The following is an 18870-nucleotide window of genomic DNA, read 5'->3' on the forward strand; positions in this document are numbered from 1 at the left end:
CATTCTTCCTGCAATTCACGGTGTTTTTTTCTTGTTAACAAAATCACGCATCTTGCTTTTTTGCTCTTCAGTTGAAAAACATAAGGCAAAACAGTCAATCTCAAATAGAGAAGCCGATTCAAGATCCATCTCCAATCCCTTATTGATGGCCGATTTAATAAGTGTGATGGCATGAGGACTCCGCATTGCAATCTTCTCGGCCAGAGCAATCGTATCCTCAAGAAACGACACTTCGGGGAAAATATAGTTAATCAAACCAATCTTAAGGGCCTTCTGTGCCTCTATCATCTCACCCAAAAAGCAAAGCTCCTTTGCCCTAGTAATTCCAATGATTCTGGAAAGACGCTGTGTACCCGCTGATCCTGGCATTATACCTAGGTTTATCTCCGGAAGACCAAACCGAGACTTTTCCGTTGCAGTGCGCAAATCACAGGCTAACGCATATTCGAGACCACCACCGAGGCAGTAACCGTTTATTGCGGCTATAACTGGTTTCCTCAGGTTCCAGATCTTATCGACCACCTTTTTAGCCGCAAGGGCATACTCCCGTGCTTCCATAGGGTTTTTGTCCATCATTTCCCTTATGTCAGCTCCCGCAATAAACGCTTTCCCTCCCGAACCCTTTAAAATAACAACGCTAATGTCACTCTCTGCCTCTGCCCTATAAAGAGCTTCTAGCAACCCAACGTTAACCTCTGTATTGAGCGCATTCAGCGCTTCTGGGCGGTTGATTGTAACAATAGCTATGGAATCTCTCTTTTCGTAAACTACAACTTCTGAATTTCCCATGAACTCTCACTCCTCAAAATTGTTCGCATTACTTTTTGAGAAAAACTCCTGTAGGATCACATTCCTCACGGAGGATGCGAATTAATTCTTCATCTGGATGTTCAGTTTCTTTCACATCATCCGCAATCTTCAGGTCCCAACCGGTTGCGGCCTTAATCTCCTCCACAGTTACCCCTGGGTGATACGACTCCAGGTACATTTCCCTTGTTTCTGGATGGAATCGAAGTACCCCCAGAGTAGAAATAACAACACTAGGGCCGCCGCCGGGTAATCCGTACCTCTCCCTTTCGCGACCTCCGTTGAAGTAACCCGGAGTTGTGATAAAATCGACTCGTTCTGGAAACCGCTGCTTCTCGTGCAGCATAATGATTATTGACCGCTTGCAACCCGTTCCAATATCGTTAGATCCACCACTACCTGCGAAACGGACTCTGGGTGATCGATAATCACCTATAACGTGGGTGTTAAGGTTGCCGTACTTATCGATCTGTGCCCCTCCTAGGAATCCCACATCGACTTCACCAGCATGCACCATGCCTAGAGCATCCATTAAGCCCCCTTGCATAGCTGCACCGGGAACAAGGACAGAATCGGCAACTGAAAATGGGGTTTTCAAAGGTCTGCAATCAATGGCACCTGATTCGTAGAGGACGACCATATTTGGTGCATGGGTCTTTTTCGCAAGAACAGAGGCTAATAGCGGCAGACCTGTACCCACGATCACCTTTTCGCCATCCCTCAATTCTCTTGCTGCCGCTACGATCATCATTTCCTGCCGTGTAAATGTTGAATAATCGGTCTTCATAACAAGCCTCCTAAAAACCATAATTAACAGAGGGAGCACTCATATCCCGGGCTCTAAGCGCAAGGAAACGCTGTATTCCGAACTCATCGATATACTTCTTCAAATACTCCTTTCTATCAGCTACCCCGTAAACCCACTTATCCATGAAGCTCTGCCAGCCCTCAATTGTTCGTGATTCACGGATGTATTTGAAGATAAAATCCCTATCCACGTCGTAATAACCCTGAACGTGTTTAGGATGTGCTCCAAAAGGTTCATGTACAACAGCACATACTTTATAAGCAGGAAGTACCGTTCGGTTTGGGTCCCTACCTATGGCCTCCCGTGACACAATCTCCTCACACGATACGATGACCTTTTCACAAGCTCTCATGCTCCAAGGCATGTCCCCCAAGATACCCCACATTTGGCAGTTCCCCTCCTCATCAGCCCGTTGAACATGGCAATATCCTATATCTGGTTTCAATGGCGGTACGAGAACATGCTCGAAACCAGATCCAAAGGGATCTTTCATAACCTTTACCTTGTTCTCGTCCATCCACGAAGAATATTTGACCATGTCACTGCCTTTCATTGAATTTATTGGTACGTAGGGAAGACCAAGGGCGCCAGCTAAAAAGCGGACCATCATGGCAAAATTCGTGTAATCCTCCATTTCTATTCTGTAGGGGATACCCTTCTCCATGGCACGCCTAAAACAATAGAGTGGACCGAACACCTCCATCCAGACGTACGAGGAAATTATTCGGTCTACACAACCCGCCCCTATTAATTGGTCAGCGTGTTCGTTGAAACTGGGGGTGCAGATGGTAAGATGACACTTTTTCTGTCTTATAATTTCATGGGTTATGGCGTAAGATATCGCATGAAAAAAACCTCCGATCGCAACGACCATTCCATCCTTGATATACCTGGAAACAGCCTCTTTTGCAGTCATTACTTTGGATTCTTTCATTTAAAAATCCCTCCTAAAATGACTTTCTAAAACCTCCCATAAACTTTCGACCAAACATCAGGGTAACCCTAACACACAAACCCTCTTCCCTTTCAGTATTGGTCATGAAGAATCACCCGTATGAAAAAGCTATTACAGTGGAAAAGCAAGGCTAGTACCAGACTTTAATCCCAGATAAATACTTGAATTCGCTAACTAATTAGTTAATCGCTTAAGTGCCACCATTTATGGGAAACTTCACGAAAAGATGAAATAAAGGTAAGGGTAACAAAATAAGGATGCGATCAGTGGATACAATCTATCAACTGCGAAAGATCATAACCAAATACTTTAACTTTCACCATTTCCTTAAACTTTGGTAAAAAGTTTTGACAATAAGGTTTTTGGTACATGCGTGTACTGCCGATAAAACTTCATAATCGCATAATTCTGTAAATACAATTAGCTACACGATCGTTTGTCATTTCTTATCCCCAAGATAAACAAAGCATCCTCCTATTTGGGTGTGAAGATTTTTCATCAAGATTTCAAACACCCGTAAAATCCCTGTAACACAAAACTGATATGCAGCATCCACGGAATAAATACATTCAACGGAGGATGTGTCTATGAGAGAAAGATTTAAACGTTTCAAAATTACTTTCAGTCTGGTTACCACTCTATTTTTACTTACGGTGACCCTTTCCTGGTCAGCTGACGAAAACCTAATCAGATTGCTCCAAGAGAAAAAATACCTAACAGAAACAGAAGCTAGCAGTTTACTGGAGCAGGTAAAATCGAAAGAAAAAAAGGAAAGAGAAGAAATAAAAAAAGATATTCAAGACGAAGTGAAGAAAACACAACTCCCACCGGCATTGAAAGGACTCAAAGTAAGTTCCACGATATTCTTTTACTGGGAGAATAAAAATACCAATAAGGACAGCCTGAATAAATTCGTTCTGGAACGTGCATATCTAACCGTCGCTAAAGATTTTTCTGAAAACCTCGCCATGAACCTAACAGCAGACCTCTTCACTTCAAAGGATACCAACGATAAGGGAAACGGTCTGGAATTGAGGGTGAAATACGCCTATGTTGATGCAAAATTTCTAGGTACCTCAACCAAAATAGGCATGGTACCAACACCCTCAGATGCATACGACAGCTCCATCTGGCCTTACCGAGTCCAAGGGAAAAATTTTCTTGATGCTCTAGGAATTATGTCGTCCGCCGACCTGGGAATCGTCAACCAGGGGAATATAGGAGAAATGGAAAGTGATTATTATAAGTACGGTAGCAAAACTTTCGGAGGACGTTGGGGTGGATGGATGATAGGCTTATATAACGGCCCTGGGTACAATCAATCAGAAGAAAACAACAATAAAGTGATTTCTGGTCTCGTGTATGTCCGTCCCATGCCTACTATACCTATTCTCAAGGGCTTGCAACTTGCCTATGTTGGAAGCTATGGAAAAAGCAACAACAAATTTGATTCAAAATTTGGTCCCACAAAGGAGTATCCAACATGGAGAGTAAATGTCGCCCAGGCTTCTCTTGTGCATCCGTTCTTTACACTTATGGGTCAATACTACTTGGGGAAAGGGACCAAGGACTCTAAAGAAGAAAAAGAAAGGGAAGGTTATCTGGTGGCAGGTTTCATACGGGCACCTATGATTGAAAAGTTAAGAGTTTTCGGGAAATATTACACATACGATCCCGACAAAAATAGAATAGCCACTCCTGCTAATAAGAAAGATGAGTACAGAGTGTACGTTTTAGGTTTATCCTACGACTGGAGCAAAGAATTCATGCCGTTCATTGCATGGGAAAGGGAAGATAACAAAGCTTACTCAACTCGAGAGGACTACGATCGTTATCAGGTAGGGTTCCAACTAAAATTCTAAAATAAAGTGCAAAAGCTGAATAGCTGACGGGGGGGGGAAATTACTTCCCACCCCGCTTCTCACAAACTGAGCTGTAAAAAATTATAAAGGGTTAGCAAGTTCGCTAACCCTACTTTTCTTTATTAAAATGGGCGATCCGGGACTCGAACCCGGGGCCTTTGGTTCCGGAGACCAACGCTCTATCCACCTGAGCTAATCGCCCATGCATTGAATTTGCTATTAACTCTTTCTCAGATAACCGTCAACTATTCGCTAATTTAGAAATTTTCTTCCGGCAGAACACCTTTAAGTCCTTCATCAACAATAATTTTTACAGGCCAGCTCCTATTCATCGTGTAAATATGAATGCCAATCACATCTTCCTCAACAAGACCAATCGCCTGCTCCACAGCGAACTCCACACCGTATTTTTCCAACTCCTCCGGTTTGTCTTTGAAACGCTCAACTTTATCACCTAGCTTCTTGGGCACAGCCGGTTTAGCTAAGTCGATTATACGGAGAAATTGCTTGTAATTCATCAGGGGGAAAATACCTGGAATTATAGGTACACCTACCCCCGCTTTCATCGCTAAATCACGAAATCGATAGAACTCATCATTATCGAAGAACAACTGGGTAATAACAAAGTCTGCACCTGCATCCACTTTACGTTTCAGATTCTCTATATCCACTTGCAAACTCGGAGCTTCCGGATGCTTTTGCGGATAACCAGCAACACCAATACAAAAATCCCCACGGGAAAAGATAAACTCGACCAACTCATTGGCATAACGGAATCCCCCCTCCATTGGTATAAAGCGAGGCATCCCTTCCGGCGGATCGCCTCGAAGGGCGAGGATGTTCTCAATTCCTTTCTCCTTAAGTTCCTCAAGAATCGCCGCTATATCCGACTTCGTCGCGTTAACGCACGTCAGATGAGTAAGGGCCGTCTGTTTATACGTGTTTTGCACCCTATCTGCGATCTCTATCGTCTTATCCCTTGTCTTTCCACCAGCACCGTAGGTTACAGAGATGAAATGGGGATTATAAACGGCGAGCTCTTCGATTACCTTGTAGAGACTCTCCACATTTCCCTCCCTCACGGGGGGAAATACTTCAAAGGACAGAGAAAACTTCCTCTTCGCTAATCCATCTCTGATCTTCATCTCTGACATTACCTCTCTTTGTATGCATGTAAATTACTATCTTTTACAATTCTATATCCTTCATAACAAATCACGTGTTGTTTGTAAAATCTTCCATGTGCTATTAGTAGTAAGAAGAGGGAAGAAATGACGATGAAGAAAAAATACAATGAATCTTCAATAAAACTCCTCCCCATTCTCCTTGTATTACTCACACTTCAAGGAATTACGCCTAATTCCAGTTTTGCAACAGAAACAAAAATCATGAATATCCGTCATTGGTCAGGACCAGACCATACTCGTGTCGTTATAGATGCATCGAAAGATATAGATTATACTATCACAAAGACCACTACAAAATTGAGGATAAAACTGAGGAACGCATCTATTGAAAAAAAACTGAGTCGTCGTTACATCATTGGAAAAGCTGGTGTACAAAGGATCCTCCTAAGCACAGTATCACCAAAACTTGTTCTTATGGATATTTACCTTTCGGGCAAAAATGAAACAAAGGTCTTTTCTCTGCCCAGGACAAAAGAGAAACCTCCCCGCCTCGTCATCGATGTTCTAGTTCCTGAAAAGACAATAGTGGAAAGCAACAAAAGGAAGAAGATTCGTGCTGAATGGAAAAGAACAATCATAGTAATAGATCCCGGTCACGGTGGCGACGATCCAGGCGCCGTTGGACCCAATGAGACTCAGGAAAAAAAGGTGGCTTTGAATGTAGCAAAAAAACTTCAGTATTTGCTGAACAGAGAACCAGGTTTCAGGGCTTTTCTCACCAGAGATGGTGATTACTACCTCTCCTTGCGGAGAAGGATAAAAGTAGCACAGGATTACGGAGCTGACGCGTTTATCAGTCTCCACACAGACGCTGAAGAAAATGGCACAGCCCACGGAGCTTCTGTTTACACACTATCCCTTGGTGGTGCTAGCAGTGAAGCAGCAAAGATCCTTGCACAAAAAGAAAATTTTTCTGACATCACTGGGGATTCAGGAATCGATACGGAAGCTGGAGCTATTATCCTGAATATGAAACAGACAAACAACATAAATCGTTCTCGTCAAATGGGAAATCTGATACTCAAGCACCTCTCAACTGTAAACAGCCTCAAATACTCAAGTGTTCAAGAAGCTCCTTTCACAGTGCTAAAGCTTCCCGAAATACCATCCGTTCTTGTGGAACTGGGATATATCTCCCATCCCCAGGAAGAAAAGAAACTGAAAAAATCTCAAGTGCAGAGAGAGATGGCTCTTACCATCAAAAAAGCAATTTTGGAATACTTCCACCAAAACGAAAGATCTGCCACCGGAGATGGGAAAACATCGGAAGTCTCGAAGGTTGGTTCCGTCCATTCAGGAAAAAGAACCAAGGTTTCACCGATAGACAATCACCACTCCGAGAAAAGATTTCTCTTTCACATAGTAAAGAAGGGTGAGACGCTCGAAAAAATTGCGCGCAAATACAAGACAACCGTTACAACTATCAGAAAGAACAACCCCGACAAACAATTAGATCCCCTTTATGTGGATGAAAAGTTACGGATACCAAAAACGTAAAACAAGGCATCACACACGGGTTAATCGTCTCTTAATCTCACAAAGACGACTTGAAAATCGCTCGCTTATCAATTTTTCCCTTTCCTTCCACAATGGGTCATAATCGGGATTGGGCATGACAGCGGAACCACGGATCCCTTTTAACGCCAAACGCTGCATATAAGATTGAGACCATTCCATCATTTCTCTTTCCCTTGTTCGATTGAACTCTCTAAGAACGTCTTTTAGAGGATCTACATTGGCACCCAGAACTTTTTCAAGAAACTCAAAGATCCGAACGTTTTCTTCACTATCGGGTTTGATCCGGTCTAGAGCTTCACCAATCAGAAAAATGTCAGGATCGAGAATATCTCTATCCCACTTTTCCATTTCCGCATGCACATCCCTATCACTAAGCCTTCCATCTATGTATCCCTGAAGAATACCCCTACCTTTCCCCTCCAGTTCCTTTCTCTTCATATTTATCCGCTCTTCGGGGGTGATTGTCATACCCTTCGTCTTCTCCATAATCAGTTCCAAAGTGCTTTTTATCTCTGCCATAATCGCCTCCCTAAAAGGATTTCCCTAAACGGCAAGCTCTACAATATCACCGTCATTCAAAATATAATCACGTTGAACCCGTTGTCCATCCCTGACTGTCTTTCCCCATATACGGGCATACTTCAAACGGTTCTTGAAATCTTTGTGAATTTTCTCCGCCAGCTCCTCCAGCTTTGTGCCCTGAGGAAGCACGAATGGCTCCGTGAGATCAGGCTCTTTACCCGGAGGCTTCGTGTAGACACGGATAATTCCTGCGTGTGCGTATATCGTATCTAGGAGTAGCATGAGATTGTGCCCCGTTTTTGAAGATACTCCAACAACAGGTAACACCGGTTGGGCTAGCTCCAACAATATATCCAGATACTCCTTGTCCTCCGGGCTATCCATTTTATTGGCAACAAGAAGCATTTTCTTAACGGTTGGCCTTTTAGTTAAAGTCTGAGGAATTGCACAATTAGTGGAAAAAATTCTATTTTCATAAAGAATCCTCATGGTCTCCTGATACTGTTCCACAGGGTCAGCAAGAAGATCAACAATGACGAGAACCATATCACCTCTTCTTATAAGATCCATAAGACCGGCATCAGTGTACTGCTTTGTTATTGGCGGAGTGTCGATCAACTGAAACTGTATGTTTTCGTATGTGGCCATACCCGGTACCGGTTTATGCGTGGAATGAGGAAAAGGAGCAACTTCCGTCGGTGCGTTTGTCAACATAGCTACCAGAGAGGATTTTCCCGTATTTGGTAAACCTGTAACCACTATCTGAAGAGCCCCTTCTTTTTCTATGCTGTATGCGGTCTTGTGTCTTGCCACAACCTTCTTCTGAGAAGCCTGACTTCTCAGTTTGGAGATCTTTTCCCGAAGCATGGCCTTCAATTTGTCCGTACCCTTGTGCTTGGGCATTACGGCCAACATTTCTTCCAACGCTTCGATCTTCTCCTCCGGCGTAGCAGCCTTCCTATATTTTTCCTCTGCTTCAAAATACTGAGGTGGCAAATTTGCAGGCATATTACTTTGCTAGATCTCCGATAAACTTTCCATCCCTGTATATTAGCTCATCATCGGCCCAGATCTCCCCTCCACTCCTGAGATCGCAAATAAAATCCCAGTGAATGGAAGAGACGTTTTTGCTTCCCGTTTCGGGATACCCCGCACCTATTGCAAGATGAAACGTGCCACCAATCTTTTCATCAAAGAGTATCTGTTTGGTAAAACGTTTTATTCCTTCGTTAGTTCCAATTGCAAACTCACCAACGTACGACGCCCCTTCATCGGTCTTAAGCATCTGGAGTAAGAATTCTCGGTTCTTCTCTGCCCTCGCTTCTACAACCTTACCTTCTTTAAAGACAAATTCCACTCCAGAAACCTCTCTACCCTGATAAATAGCGGGATAAGAAAACTTAACATAACCTTCAATTCCATGCTCCACAGGACCTGTAAAAACCTCACCATCAGGCATGTTGTGATGTCCGTCGCAACTGATAAAAACACGGTTATCAGTCTTAATAGTTAGGTCCGTCTCCGGACCTAGGATGCGAAAATGTCTCCTTTTCGACAGCCACTCGGCAAGACTCGCCTGCCACTCCGAAAACCTCTGCCAATAACCGATAGGATCACTATCATCTGGCATGCACGCCCCATAAACAAAATCCTCGTATTCCTCCAAACTCATCTCTGCATCCTGGGCATAGGCATTCGTTGGAAACAAAGCGAGTGTCCAGCGGAGATGACCTTCCGCAGCCCTTTTCAAAAAAATGTCCATCAACTCTTTTCGGCCCTGGTTACGGAGAACAACCTTTGCCGGATCTACATTACTAAGCGCCTTTGTGTTATCCGTTCCCACTATGTTTATCATCACATCGTAAGTCTCAACACCCATAAGAACCGGCGGGGGCACGTGCTTCAATTGCTCATCCGACCCGTAACGATACATAATCTCTTCCATTTCAGGAAAGTTTAGCATAATCAGGGGAAATCCCCCAGTTTTTAACACAAAGGCCTGTATCTCTTTAACAAGAGGAATGGCAAGAACACTACTGTTAATCATGACCTTATCATTCGGTTTTACTCCTGAAGAGTATGCAACAATTAACTCCGCGTATTTTCTAATCCTCGAATCCACCATATCAAACTCTACCTATCAATAAACAGTCTTAATGGTTTTCAGGTCCAGCGTTCCTCATCTCACATATACTAAATAACCGCCGAAATGTCACTCCAACTTCCCCCAAACCCAGCGGTAATATCCTTAAGACGTAAACCCTCTATTAACAAAACCTGCACCCGCGATGAACCGTTCCATTTAGGGGCAGACGGAAGACAACGTATTTCAGTATACATCCGTTTTGTAAAGCCCCATTCAACCGTATTCAACCTTCCAAAAATATCCTTCGGAATAGAATGCTTTCATTGAATCCTTCAAATTGATCCACTCCTCCATGAAGATACCATCTCTAATCACTCGTACAGCCACTCTACACACCCCTTTACGAGTCCTTCTATCTCATAAACAGGGAAGGAAATCTCTCTGTACAGCGAAATTATACTTTCTGCATCGAGTCGGACAAAGTCCTGCTCGTTAATGGTAATGAACATGCCGCCCATCTCCACAGCGCCAGGGCTTATCGCTATTTTCTCATTACCCTCTCTATAAAAAGCATCGGGACGACCCTTAATACGTGGAAATATAACAATCCGCCAGAGACTATCAAAATAACTGGCTATAACATTTAAGAGCGGTTCACCTTCCACCTTCGAACAACGTGCAAGAACCTTCACAAATCGTTGGATTGCCGTAAATAACCTTGAGGAATCATCTCCCGCAATTAAAACACCCCCACGTTCATTAAAAGATGGAACAGAAAAAATAACACCGTTTATCTCTATATATCTATCCCCTTTTCCCTTAGCCAGCACACTATCCGCAGGTAGCATACCAGTGGGGTAAATCTGAAAGTGATGGTGCTCGGGGATGGATGCTCCACAGTGAGGACCGTTGTAAAATATACTAAAGCCGGGAGAGAAATCATAAGCCAGCTTCAACATCCAGGTTAATCCAGAAATGAAATCCTGAGGAACGTGTTTAGCGGTTGTAGCAGTGAAGTGAGGAGTGAAAATTGGTCGAGGATTACACAGGACAAGGTACTCATCAAAATAAACAACGGCCTGTTGCTCATAGGGTAATCTGGATAAACAGAGTGGACAAAAATCCTCCTCGTTAGTATTCGGCTCAGTTTTGGCTAATACATTTGCCATTCTCGCGGGATTCCACTGAATCTTCAACACTTCATCACCAATCTTCACTTCCCTGTACCACGTACATTGCACCTGAGTCACAATCTCCGCATACTCACGCCAGCTCGCCAGCTGACTGTAATGAAGGTGCCAACAAAGGTCGCTGAGTCTAACACCCCTGGTTGCTCCTTCATAAGTCGCAAAAATTCTTTTTGAGTGAGCAATATGCATTTTTAAAAGCTAAACCATCAAATTCATCTTCTTCCTTGTGAGAATTTCCAGTGTTCTCAGACCATCCTTGTACGCATCGTTTTCATTTTTCCTGAGGATGGATAGGTTAGCATCAGTGTTTCCTCCCCACCGCCGACACAGGTAAAGGTTCTCATAGATCCTTCCAATTGGGTAAAGACGGGAAATTACAAGGGCCACCGCATAATCCTCACCATAGCCAACATCAGGAAAAGAAATCCTGCGTATAATATCCGTTCTGTACGCTCGGGGGGCCCCGATTCCATTCACTCTCAGAAGATTATTATGGCCGTTCTCCTCCGTCCACTCCCTGTGCTGCACTAAACCAGGAGGGATAGGTAAAAGATGTTCATCAACGGTAGTGTAAGAACCAACTACCATGGCAGCATTTCCAACACGGAGTCGATGAACAAGAGATTTAAGCACATGCGGACCGGCATACACATCATCAGAATCCAACTGAACTGCGAATCGCCCACAATAAGAGGAAAAAACGGCCTCATTCCAGCAACCCCCTATTTTTAGATCTCTTCGACTGGGAATCACATGGATCACTTGCGGAAACTCCCTGGCCATGTTAACAATCACATCCGAGGTTCCATCCGTGGAATGATTGTCTACCACAATAACATTAAACTGAAAGTCGGTCTCCTGCATAAGTGCCGATCTAATGGCATCAGCAATGGTTTGAACGCGATTCTTCACAGGAATAATAACACTAGCCTCCACAGGGTATCTATCATCTTCTAAAGGGGGTGGCATTTCTCTAGGCCCGAGGTAGGCCCCTATCCGTTTCAGGTGTACCGTGGCCGATCTTTCCATTTCTTCCTGATAACGCCAATTGACAGGATCCACATAATCAAAAATAGCAGAATCACCCTTCTTTACTACCCCTTGGTAGTCGACCTCATAAAGAAACTCACGGAGATGGTATACATGGTAATGAGTGGAAATTTTTAGACGTAAGTCATACCACCCGGCATATTCAACACCTGTCACGATGCCGTACATCGTTGTAACTCTCCCTGAAGCCTCTGTGGAATAAAGAACAACAGGCCCTAAATCAAAATCATCACGAATAGAACCGAGTTGGTAATCGTTCAACGGATGTTCTTGATCGCCAGATGCCTCCCGCTCTATATAATCTGCATATACCATACCTGCACCACTCTCCGCCGCCTGCAAAAAACGACGTACGAAAAAAGGCCGAGGGCAAATAATACCCTTTTTAATAAACAAGAAAAAAGGGGTTCTCACAGAGTTCAAGACTGCACCTACAGTCTCACCCGCACCTATACTGCTTACGTACAGTCTCTCGCTGGTCAAATCTTCGGGAATGATCGGCGAAACGCTCCCATCCATCAGTACTAGCACTCTAAGATTAGGAATGTCCCTCTTCAATACTTCCCAATTACCAATCCCAGCACCTGACGGAATTACCAACGTTAACATCTAAAACGCAACTGCCTCCCGGCAATGCATCAACAGCGAACTTAGATTCTTGAGCGTTCCGAGCTTTTCCGCCACAGCTCCCAGATATTCAAGTGCCCGTGGAATGTAAGTAAGAAAAATACGCTTCCCCTTCACCGTTCCTAGAAATCCAAACGCTCCCAAGGCCTGCATCAAACGCTGTGCAGCAGCAGAGAGAAAAGTATAGTAAAAATCATCCCAATGGATACCGTCTCTTATCAAATTATAATAGAACCTCAAAAGTTCCAGTCTTCGACCATCATCTATAGACACATAGGGATCGTACAGGATTGACGCCACATCATAAAGGGGATTACCCCAGCGCAATCCCTGGAAATCTACAAAATGAGGCTTACCGTCTTTTATCAAAATGTTTTGGGATTGAAAGTCTCTGTGTACATAACCGCTTGGACCATTCAGGATACAAGAACTGATTTCACGTGTCTCTTCCTCAAAGTGGCGAATTTCTTCACTACTTAGATCGATACCACAAACCCCTTTCACAAACCTCTCGAGAAAATAGGACCTCTCCCATATGTACAGATCTTCATCAAACGGCGGCATAGAACACGCACTCAACCTCTCCGCAAGGCTACCTCCAGATAGAGTGTGAAGGGGATATATAGCCCTCAGAGATCTCCTGTAAAGTTCACATAGCTCTTCCCAGGAGCCATCACGGAAATCATAGAGAGAATGACGCCCCACATCCTCAACAACCAATAACCCCGATTGTTTATCGTGATAAAAGACACGAGGTACAGGAACACCCAGCAGTCTTAATATCTCAGATTGAGCTTCGTAAAGTGAATTCTCCTCAACGTCCTTGTTGTACCTGATAACCACCACGGAACCCCAACTCCACTCAACTCTAAAAAAGAACCGATCAGAGCCTCCCCAATTTAACTCCTCCAAGCTGAGAGGCTCATCGCTACTTATGGAAAATAGGGATAGGAGAACATCCCTCACAGATCTCTCCTAAAAAGGAATCTTGGAATTCAACGCCAAGTACGACTCTATAGTACCTACATCCCACCAGCTGCCCTCGTCGATCACCACTGCACCTAACTTCTCCGGCTCCTGCCTTAAAAGTTCAATCATAACTGAAACCATATCTGCCCAAGCACCTGGTTCAAAACGCTTCAGAAAAGGGCGGGATACAACACAAATCCCTGTAAATACACAAATTTTGGAAAATTCTGCACCTAGAGCAAAGCGAATATCCACAATGTCGCCTCTACTATTTAAACCTACGTTTCCCAGCTTATCGTCACTACGCAATGCAAGAGTAACTTCCCTGTCTTTCTTCCTGTGGTTCCTAACCAAAGGCAATAGTGGAAAATCAGCAATAACATCACCATTATAAACGAATATCTCATCGTCATTTTCCGTCAAAAGATCTTCAATGTTTTTCAATCCTCCACCTGTTCCAAGCAACACGGGCTCGTATCGGAACACAATGGGTATCCCCTTCCACTGCCCGTCGGAAAAAATCTGCCTGTATTTATGAGCCAAATAGTGAGTATTTACTATAAAGCGCCTAACTCCTTCTCTAGCCAGATGCTCCATAGCATAGGAAATCAAAGGTCTACCCCACACAGAAAGCAGGGGTTTGGGGCACTCAAATGTGAGGGGTCTTAAACGTTCTCCACATCCAGCACCTAGTATAAAGGCCGTTTCAATCATCTTCATAGGTAAAGCCTTTTGAGCTGAACGCCCCGGAAAAAGTGTTTTAGAATTTCTTCAGCGGAAAATCCCATCCTTGCCATACTGGCAGCGCCAACCTGACAGAGTCCGACCCCATGACCCCAACCGGCGCCGAAGAAGGTAAAATGCTCAGGAATTCCTTTTCCATCCCGATCTGCGACGACCACAAAAGCACTACTTAACAGAGAACTCTCCGAAAGCCACCGCCTAATCTCCAGTTCCTTACCCACAACCAAACTTCGCTTTGATCCGTCTATACGCAAACGCACGATGCGTCCTGAAGGTCCCCTTTCTATGGGTATTATGTCTTTCAATATACCAAAGTCTATGCCCGATTTCCGGAAAATAATCTCCTCCAACTCTTCCCTCTTGTATTTGACAGACCAGCGGAATATTTGACGAAACTTTAGGTCGGACGGTGGTAAAATTTTCTCCAGAAATTCTCTATCTTCTACATTACAGTAAGCAGGAGGAGATGTAAACATCCATGACATTGCCGTTTCTTCGTCGTTACAGAAACGAAATTCCACTTCCCCATCAGAAACAGCTCGAAGGTACGGCACCTGCAGAGGACCCCATACGTTGCCGTAATCCTCTGTGATACCCCCGCACACTTTATGATATCGTGCATCGCATATGTTATCACCGTGACAAATCACATATCCCCTAGTACTCTCCACAGCGGCCTTAATCCTATCTGCACCCCTTAACGGTACACCTCTGTATCGTTGACAATGGTCATCAGCACACACATGAAAATGGCGATGATCTTCCCGATCGTACCATCGTATAACTTCTGCCTCTGTCTCTCGGCGATCGTTTACAATCTTCCCTCTGCCTTCCGGGTACATTATACCCGCAAGGATCCAGCTACGGGCCACAATTGCCTGAGCCATGAGGAACTCATCCGGAGCCAAGGGGTTCATTTCTGAAGCAACTACAATGGCAAGATAACGTTCCAAGGGGAGCTCATTAACGAGACGAAGGGTCTCTCCCTCTTCCAGTTCTACAACCATATGCCCGGGAAACATCTGAACGGTTCTTTCTGGACCGTCATAGGTTTTCCCCACCACCACATCGTTGAGAGAAAAGAAGGCCTCATCCTCACCCCTTAATATGAGGGTTTCATGGGCTACCGTAATGCTTCCTTCTCCATCCATCATGCATATTTTGCCATCACGGACATCTATGCGAAAAGTGTAAGGACCAAAAACTTCTCCGTGTATTGTAAACACACCCCGGAATTCACCGGAAATCCTCTTAGCATTCTCTATTATACCTACCTTGATCGACGGTTCCCCATTCATAAACAACGTTCACTACAAATCCTTAGTCTTTGCCTCCTCCCACAACCTATCCATTTCCTCCAGTGAAACTTCGCCTAACTTCATCCCCCGTTCCCTTATTTTTTCTGATACATAGGTGAAACGACGAGCAAATTTATCCACAGTTTTGCGCATAAGCCCCTCGGCGTCTACACCAATAAAACGGCACAGATTGACCATTGCAAAGAGACAATCACCAATCTCTTCCGCCACTCTGTCTCTGTTTTCGTCATGCAAAATTTCCCTAAGTTCCCTCCATTCTTCTTCTACCTTATCGACAACACCGTTTACGTCTGTCCAATCGAAACCAAAAGCCGACGCCTTTTCCTGAATAAGCTGAGCCTTCATAAGTGCAGGCATAGAACGGGAGACACCCGCAAGAAGATCGCTCTTGTCTTCTACTTTTCCCTCAATATCTCTTTTGATCACATCCCAGTTCTTTTTTATTACTTCCACGTCTTGGATCCTCTCCGGACCGAACACATGGGGGTGACGACGTATCATCTTGGCCAATACATTGGTCACAACATCTTCCAGGCGAAACATACCCTCATCCTCTGCCATACGGATGAGAAAGAGTACCTGGAACAAAAGATCTCCCAATTCTTCGCTAAGCCCCTTAACATCTTTTGCTACTATGGCATCAACGACCTCGTAGGTTTCCTCCAGTAAGTAGCGACATAAATCATCGAAACTACGGCTACGATCCCAAGGACAACCATTTGGACCCCTTAGAATCTTTATAAGATAGATCAATTCCTCTATCCTATCTGCATGGGAGTCTTTGGCTTCTTTCGACATTATCAACTCCACCCGTTTCTCTCTTCTCATTTTGCAATAAAGGCCATACCTGCAATATGCTTCAAATGATTCACGTCCTTATTGACCTTGAAAGTACCCAAATCCCTTCCCAAATGAAGAGTCGTAATTGCAGTGCGCCCGGATATTCTCTTCACCCGACCATCCTCATCCCTTAAAAGCAAACCTCCCATGCTATGAAGGACCACTGGTTCACCACCATGTGATCCCACATATAACATTATGTGCCCCCTCCGCCAGAGAAGAGTAAGGAAGGGTTCCCCGTCTTCTATGATATGCTGCTTCTTTTCATCTTCGTTCAACCCCGAAAGATCAACGAACAGACCTCCCTCCCTGGCTTGATCCGCAGAGTGTCTGGGTAACCATATACCGAAGGGTAGAAAAAGGTCCCTGAGGAGAGAGGAACAATCTCTCGTTCCATTCTTTCCACCCCATCCGTAGGATCCTCCCAAAAGCGCACTCGCCAACACTGCTACGTTCCACCGATTGAGTGTTAAAGGCATGAGTACACCGTCATTTGTGCTTATCGTTCCACTACGCATGACGGCCATCCCTCTCAACCCTCGTGTCGCCACACCTAATGTAAACGTTTCTCCATCTGACCTTAAAAAGGGAAAAAGTGAACCAATATATCCCTTGAAATAACAGACTCCTCCACTACATACAGGTACTCCATCACGAATGATGGCTACAAATTCACCCCGTGACCATTTTTCTATAAAATTTTTGTCCACCCTGGCTATTTTACTGGCTGGAACCCATCCATACGCAAAATTTGTCTCCACTAGAACCCATTTTCCATCCCGGGACACATGGCTCACAAAGACGGGCGTATTGGGATAAACAGAAGACACCTGAACACTATCTACTAAATGAGCCATCTTTAACCTTCTCATTTTTTTATCTTCTACTGGAAGACCCCTTAAATCCGCATACATAACTGTAATGGCATGCCACCCTGCGTTCGGATACTCATCCAAACAAGCTCTTCTTTGCAATCCTCTCAAAAGGCGCACCTTATCATCGTTATTTTTAAACTTTTGCACCATCTTGTCGCTGTAGTACTTAAATGCATATACAACATCCTCTCTATCTTTCATCGGTTCATCCTGAAACCACGGTGAAAAGTAAATCTTTTGAAACTTAGCAAACCTCCTTTCCTTTGCAGAATCACTGAGTCTTGCCTTAAATGCCTCAGGCCCACCTGAGAGGTACACAAATGGATCCTGGGGTAAAAACCATACATTCTCCCTATATGTAATGTTCATCGTCCACCCAGGATGAAGAAACACTCCCAAGAGCAAATATGCACAAACGCAGAGAATAACAAATCTTCTCATCCTATGATCGACCTTTGCTCAACTTTTTCTCCAATTTTGCCTTTTTCTTGGTTTGTTTTTTTTCTAACTTGAATAGAGTTTTCCCGTAGCTCTGAGCCGGGACCATATCCAAACGTTGCGCATCCGTGCCACTCCCGCCCGTTCCCCGGTTGAGAGTATCTCCTGTTTCCCTAGGAAATTGATCTTTCGGGTTCCCATCCCCTAAAATGGGATTAACACCTCTTTTGTCTCTCCACCTCCGCATCCATTCCATTACTCCTTTGGCCATAGCCTTACCGAAATGCCCGATAAACCCCGCCATGAGAACTGCAATAACCCATTTAATCACAGACAAAACAGCGACTCCTTCATTTGTCACCTGTTGCACCCCTAATAAGAAACTCTCTTTCTATCAAAAAGGCAAGTTCAAGCATGTCCCTCATAGTGAAGAAATGGACCTTTGAGTTACAGGTACAATGTTCCGTCCCGATGATGGCCCAAACTTGGTCCACAGAGTTTTCCAAAGAATCAAAGCAATCACCTTCAGAGCAAACAACTATCTTAGTACACTGACTCTCCCGCCAACCCTCAACAAGAATCAGATCCACATCGAACAGATAACAATCCCTTATCTCCCTTATATTTAACTCCCCGCTTGGCCTTTTAAACACAACAAGCTCTTCTGGGGATACAAAAACCACACCTTTAGCACCTGCTCTCCTGTGTCTCCACGTGTCCTTTCCCTCCATATCCAAATTGGAATTTTTGTTACTGTGCTTTACTGTGGCTATCCTCCAACCCCAACCTGCAAGGATACTAACGAGACTTTCTATCACCCTAGTTTTTCCAGAACCAGAACGCCCAAGAATTGATATCACGGGTGTAGACTTACAAGGACCCTGAACCATCCAGTAAACCACCATCTATAAGTTTTGAAAACTATATATCAAAAGACCCTGCATTTACCACCCCAATCTGGAATAGCACATCACATTTTCCTTTGCATTCAGAGGATAAATTGCTCTATAAGTATTAAAAGAAGAGGTTCTATGTTACAGATAACCGAATCTCTCCGACAGATCTTAAGCAAG

The 18870-nt window shown here is 44.1% G+C and carries 18 protein-coding genes and 1 tRNA gene; 2 read left to right on the forward strand and 17 right to left on the reverse strand.

Annotated features, from left to right (window positions below; all coding sequences use genetic code 11):
- Window positions 1-15: 15 nt before the first annotated feature.
- Genes N2317_08165 through N2317_08175 form a run of 3 tightly spaced genes read right to left on the reverse strand, consistent with a single transcriptional unit; the run spans window position 16 to window position 2549 of the window.
- Window positions 16-789 carry an enoyl-CoA hydratase-related protein gene (locus N2317_08165; protein ID MCX7817461.1) on the reverse strand — a complete coding sequence of 258 codons (774 nt, stop codon included), beginning with the start codon at window positions 787-789 and terminating at the stop codon, window positions 16-18.
- Window positions 790-817: 28 nt separating this feature from the next.
- Window positions 818-1594, reverse strand: a complete 777-nt coding sequence (locus N2317_08170; protein ID MCX7817462.1) for a ketoacid-CoA transferase — start codon at window positions 1592-1594, stop codon at window positions 818-820.
- A 10-nt stretch (window positions 1595-1604) separates the two neighbouring features.
- The gene (locus N2317_08175) at window positions 1605-2549 is read right to left on the reverse strand and encodes a hypothetical protein (protein MCX7817463.1); all 945 of its coding nucleotides are present in this window, start codon (window positions 2547-2549) and stop codon (window positions 1605-1607) included.
- Between the two features lie 608 nt (window positions 2550-3157).
- On the opposite strand from N2317_08175, the gene N2317_08180 reads away from it, so the two are divergent.
- A complete protein-coding gene (locus N2317_08180) occupies window positions 3158-4432 on the forward strand; it encodes a hypothetical protein (GenBank protein MCX7817464.1) in 1275 nt (424 codons plus the stop codon).
- 128 nt (window positions 4433-4560) lie between these two features.
- Here the strand turns inward: N2317_08180 and N2317_08185 are convergent.
- Window positions 4561-4634: transfer RNA gene (locus N2317_08185), tRNA-Arg, on the reverse strand.
- Between the two features lie 55 nt (window positions 4635-4689).
- On the reverse strand, window positions 4690-5577 hold the full coding sequence (metF, locus tag N2317_08190) for a methylenetetrahydrofolate reductase [NAD(P)H] (protein ID MCX7817465.1): 888 nt from the start codon (window positions 5575-5577) through the stop codon (window positions 4690-4692).
- A 126-nt stretch (window positions 5578-5703) separates the two neighbouring features.
- On the opposite strand from metF, the gene N2317_08195 reads away from it, so the two are divergent.
- The gene (locus tag N2317_08195) at window positions 5704-7116 is read left to right on the forward strand and encodes an N-acetylmuramoyl-L-alanine amidase (protein ID MCX7817466.1); all 1413 of its coding nucleotides are present in this window, start codon (window positions 5704-5706) and stop codon (window positions 7114-7116) included.
- A 9-nt stretch (window positions 7117-7125) separates the two neighbouring features.
- On the opposite strand, the gene N2317_08200 is transcribed toward N2317_08195, so the two are convergent.
- The 12 genes from N2317_08200 to mobB all read right to left on the reverse strand — a co-directional run bounded on the left by N2317_08200 (window position 7126) and on the right by mobB (window position 18687).
- The gene (locus N2317_08200; GenBank protein MCX7817467.1) at window positions 7126-7656 is read right to left on the reverse strand and encodes a hypothetical protein; all 531 of its coding nucleotides are present in this window, start codon (window positions 7654-7656) and stop codon (window positions 7126-7128) included.
- Between the two features lie 24 nt (window positions 7657-7680).
- Complete coding sequence (locus tag N2317_08205) at window positions 7681-8667, reverse strand: TGS domain-containing protein (protein ID MCX7817468.1); 987 nt, start codon at window positions 8665-8667, stop codon at window positions 7681-7683.
- Between the two features lies 1 nt (window position 8668).
- Window positions 8669-9784, reverse strand: a complete 1116-nt coding sequence (locus N2317_08210; protein MCX7817469.1) for an aminopeptidase — start codon at window positions 9782-9784, stop codon at window positions 8669-8671.
- Between the two features lie 332 nt (window positions 9785-10116).
- The gene (locus N2317_08215) at window positions 10117-11124 is read right to left on the reverse strand and encodes a DUF4922 domain-containing protein (GenBank protein MCX7817470.1); all 1008 of its coding nucleotides are present in this window, start codon (window positions 11122-11124) and stop codon (window positions 10117-10119) included.
- 9 nt (window positions 11125-11133) lie between these two features.
- Window positions 11134-12594, reverse strand: a complete 1461-nt coding sequence (locus N2317_08220) for a glycosyltransferase (GenBank protein ID MCX7817471.1) — start codon at window positions 12592-12594, stop codon at window positions 11134-11136.
- On the reverse strand, window positions 12595-13578 hold the full coding sequence (locus tag N2317_08225; GenBank protein MCX7817472.1) for a phosphotransferase: 984 nt from the start codon (window positions 13576-13578) through the stop codon (window positions 12595-12597).
- Between the two features lie 9 nt (window positions 13579-13587).
- Entirely contained in the window at window positions 13588-14301 is a 714-nt protein-coding gene (locus N2317_08230) for a sugar phosphate nucleotidyltransferase (protein ID MCX7817473.1), read from the reverse strand.
- Window positions 14298-15623 (reverse strand): SpoIID/LytB domain-containing protein, encoded by a 1326-nt coding sequence (locus N2317_08235; protein MCX7817474.1) that lies wholly within the window; start codon window positions 15621-15623, stop codon window positions 14298-14300. Before N2317_08235 ends, N2317_08230 begins: the two co-directional genes overlap by 4 nt.
- A gap of 12 nt (window positions 15624-15635) precedes the next feature.
- A complete protein-coding gene (gene mazG, locus N2317_08240; protein ID MCX7817475.1) occupies window positions 15636-16442 on the reverse strand; it encodes a nucleoside triphosphate pyrophosphohydrolase in 807 nt (268 codons plus the stop codon).
- 26 nt (window positions 16443-16468) lie between these two features.
- Complete coding sequence (locus N2317_08245) at window positions 16469-17728, reverse strand: SH3 domain-containing protein (protein ID MCX7817476.1); 1260 nt, start codon at window positions 17726-17728, stop codon at window positions 16469-16471.
- Between the two features lie 73 nt (window positions 17729-17801).
- A complete protein-coding gene (locus tag N2317_08250) occupies window positions 17802-18158 on the reverse strand; it encodes a hypothetical protein (protein MCX7817477.1) in 357 nt (118 codons plus the stop codon).
- The gene (mobB, locus tag N2317_08255; protein ID MCX7817478.1) at window positions 18148-18687 is read right to left on the reverse strand and encodes a molybdopterin-guanine dinucleotide biosynthesis protein B; all 540 of its coding nucleotides are present in this window, start codon (window positions 18685-18687) and stop codon (window positions 18148-18150) included. Before mobB ends, N2317_08250 begins: the two co-directional genes overlap by 11 nt.
- Window positions 18688-18870 lie beyond the last annotated feature (183 nt).

The sequence above is a fragment of the Syntrophales bacterium genome, from assembly GCA_026417625.1.
Classification (GTDB): Bacteria; Desulfobacterota; Syntrophia; order Syntrophales; family UBA8958; genus JAOACW01.

What these genes read in the sequence shown, in the direction of transcription:
- N2317_08230 (MCX7817473.1), bottom strand. Translation starts at nt 14,301, where the DNA reads ATGAAGATGATTGAAACGGCCTTTATACTAGGTGCTGGATGTGGAGAA.
- N2317_08210 (MCX7817469.1), bottom strand. Translation starts at nt 9,784, where the DNA reads ATGGTGGATTCGAGGATTAGAAAATACGCGGAGTTAATTGTTGCATAC.
- metF (MCX7817465.1), bottom strand. Translation starts at nt 5,577, where the DNA reads ATGAAGATCAGAGATGGATTAGCGAAGAGGAAGTTTTCTCTGTCCTTT.
- N2317_08180 (MCX7817464.1), top strand. Translation starts at nt 3,158, where the DNA reads ATGAGAGAAAGATTTAAACGTTTCAAAATTACTTTCAGTCTGGTTACC.
- N2317_08215 (MCX7817470.1), bottom strand. Translation starts at nt 11,124, where the DNA reads ATGCATATTGCTCACTCAAAAAGAATTTTTGCGACTTATGAAGGAGCA.
- N2317_08220 (MCX7817471.1), bottom strand. Translation starts at nt 12,594, where the DNA reads ATGTTAACGTTGGTAATTCCGTCAGGTGCTGGGATTGGTAATTGGGAA.
- mobB (MCX7817478.1), bottom strand. Translation starts at nt 18,687, where the DNA reads ATGGTTCAGGGTCCTTGTAAGTCTACACCCGTGATATCAATTCTTGGG.
- N2317_08165 (MCX7817461.1), bottom strand. Translation starts at nt 789, where the DNA reads ATGGGAAATTCAGAAGTTGTAGTTTACGAAAAGAGAGATTCCATAGCT.
- N2317_08205 (MCX7817468.1), bottom strand. Translation starts at nt 8,667, where the DNA reads ATGCCTGCAAATTTGCCACCTCAGTATTTTGAAGCAGAGGAAAAATAT.
- N2317_08245 (MCX7817476.1), bottom strand. Translation starts at nt 17,728, where the DNA reads ATGAACATTACATATAGGGAGAATGTATGGTTTTTACCCCAGGATCCA.
- N2317_08235 (MCX7817474.1), bottom strand. Translation starts at nt 15,623, where the DNA reads ATGAATGGGGAACCGTCGATCAAGGTAGGTATAATAGAGAATGCTAAG.
- mazG (MCX7817475.1), bottom strand. Translation starts at nt 16,442, where the DNA reads ATGTCGAAAGAAGCCAAAGACTCCCATGCAGATAGGATAGAGGAATTG.
- N2317_08200 (MCX7817467.1), bottom strand. Translation starts at nt 7,656, where the DNA reads ATGGCAGAGATAAAAAGCACTTTGGAACTGATTATGGAGAAGACGAAG.
- N2317_08175 (MCX7817463.1), bottom strand. Translation starts at nt 2,549, where the DNA reads ATGAAAGAATCCAAAGTAATGACTGCAAAAGAGGCTGTTTCCAGGTAT.
- N2317_08170 (MCX7817462.1), bottom strand. Translation starts at nt 1,594, where the DNA reads ATGAAGACCGATTATTCAACATTTACACGGCAGGAAATGATGATCGTA.
- N2317_08195 (MCX7817466.1), top strand. Translation starts at nt 5,704, where the DNA reads ATGACGATGAAGAAAAAATACAATGAATCTTCAATAAAACTCCTCCCC.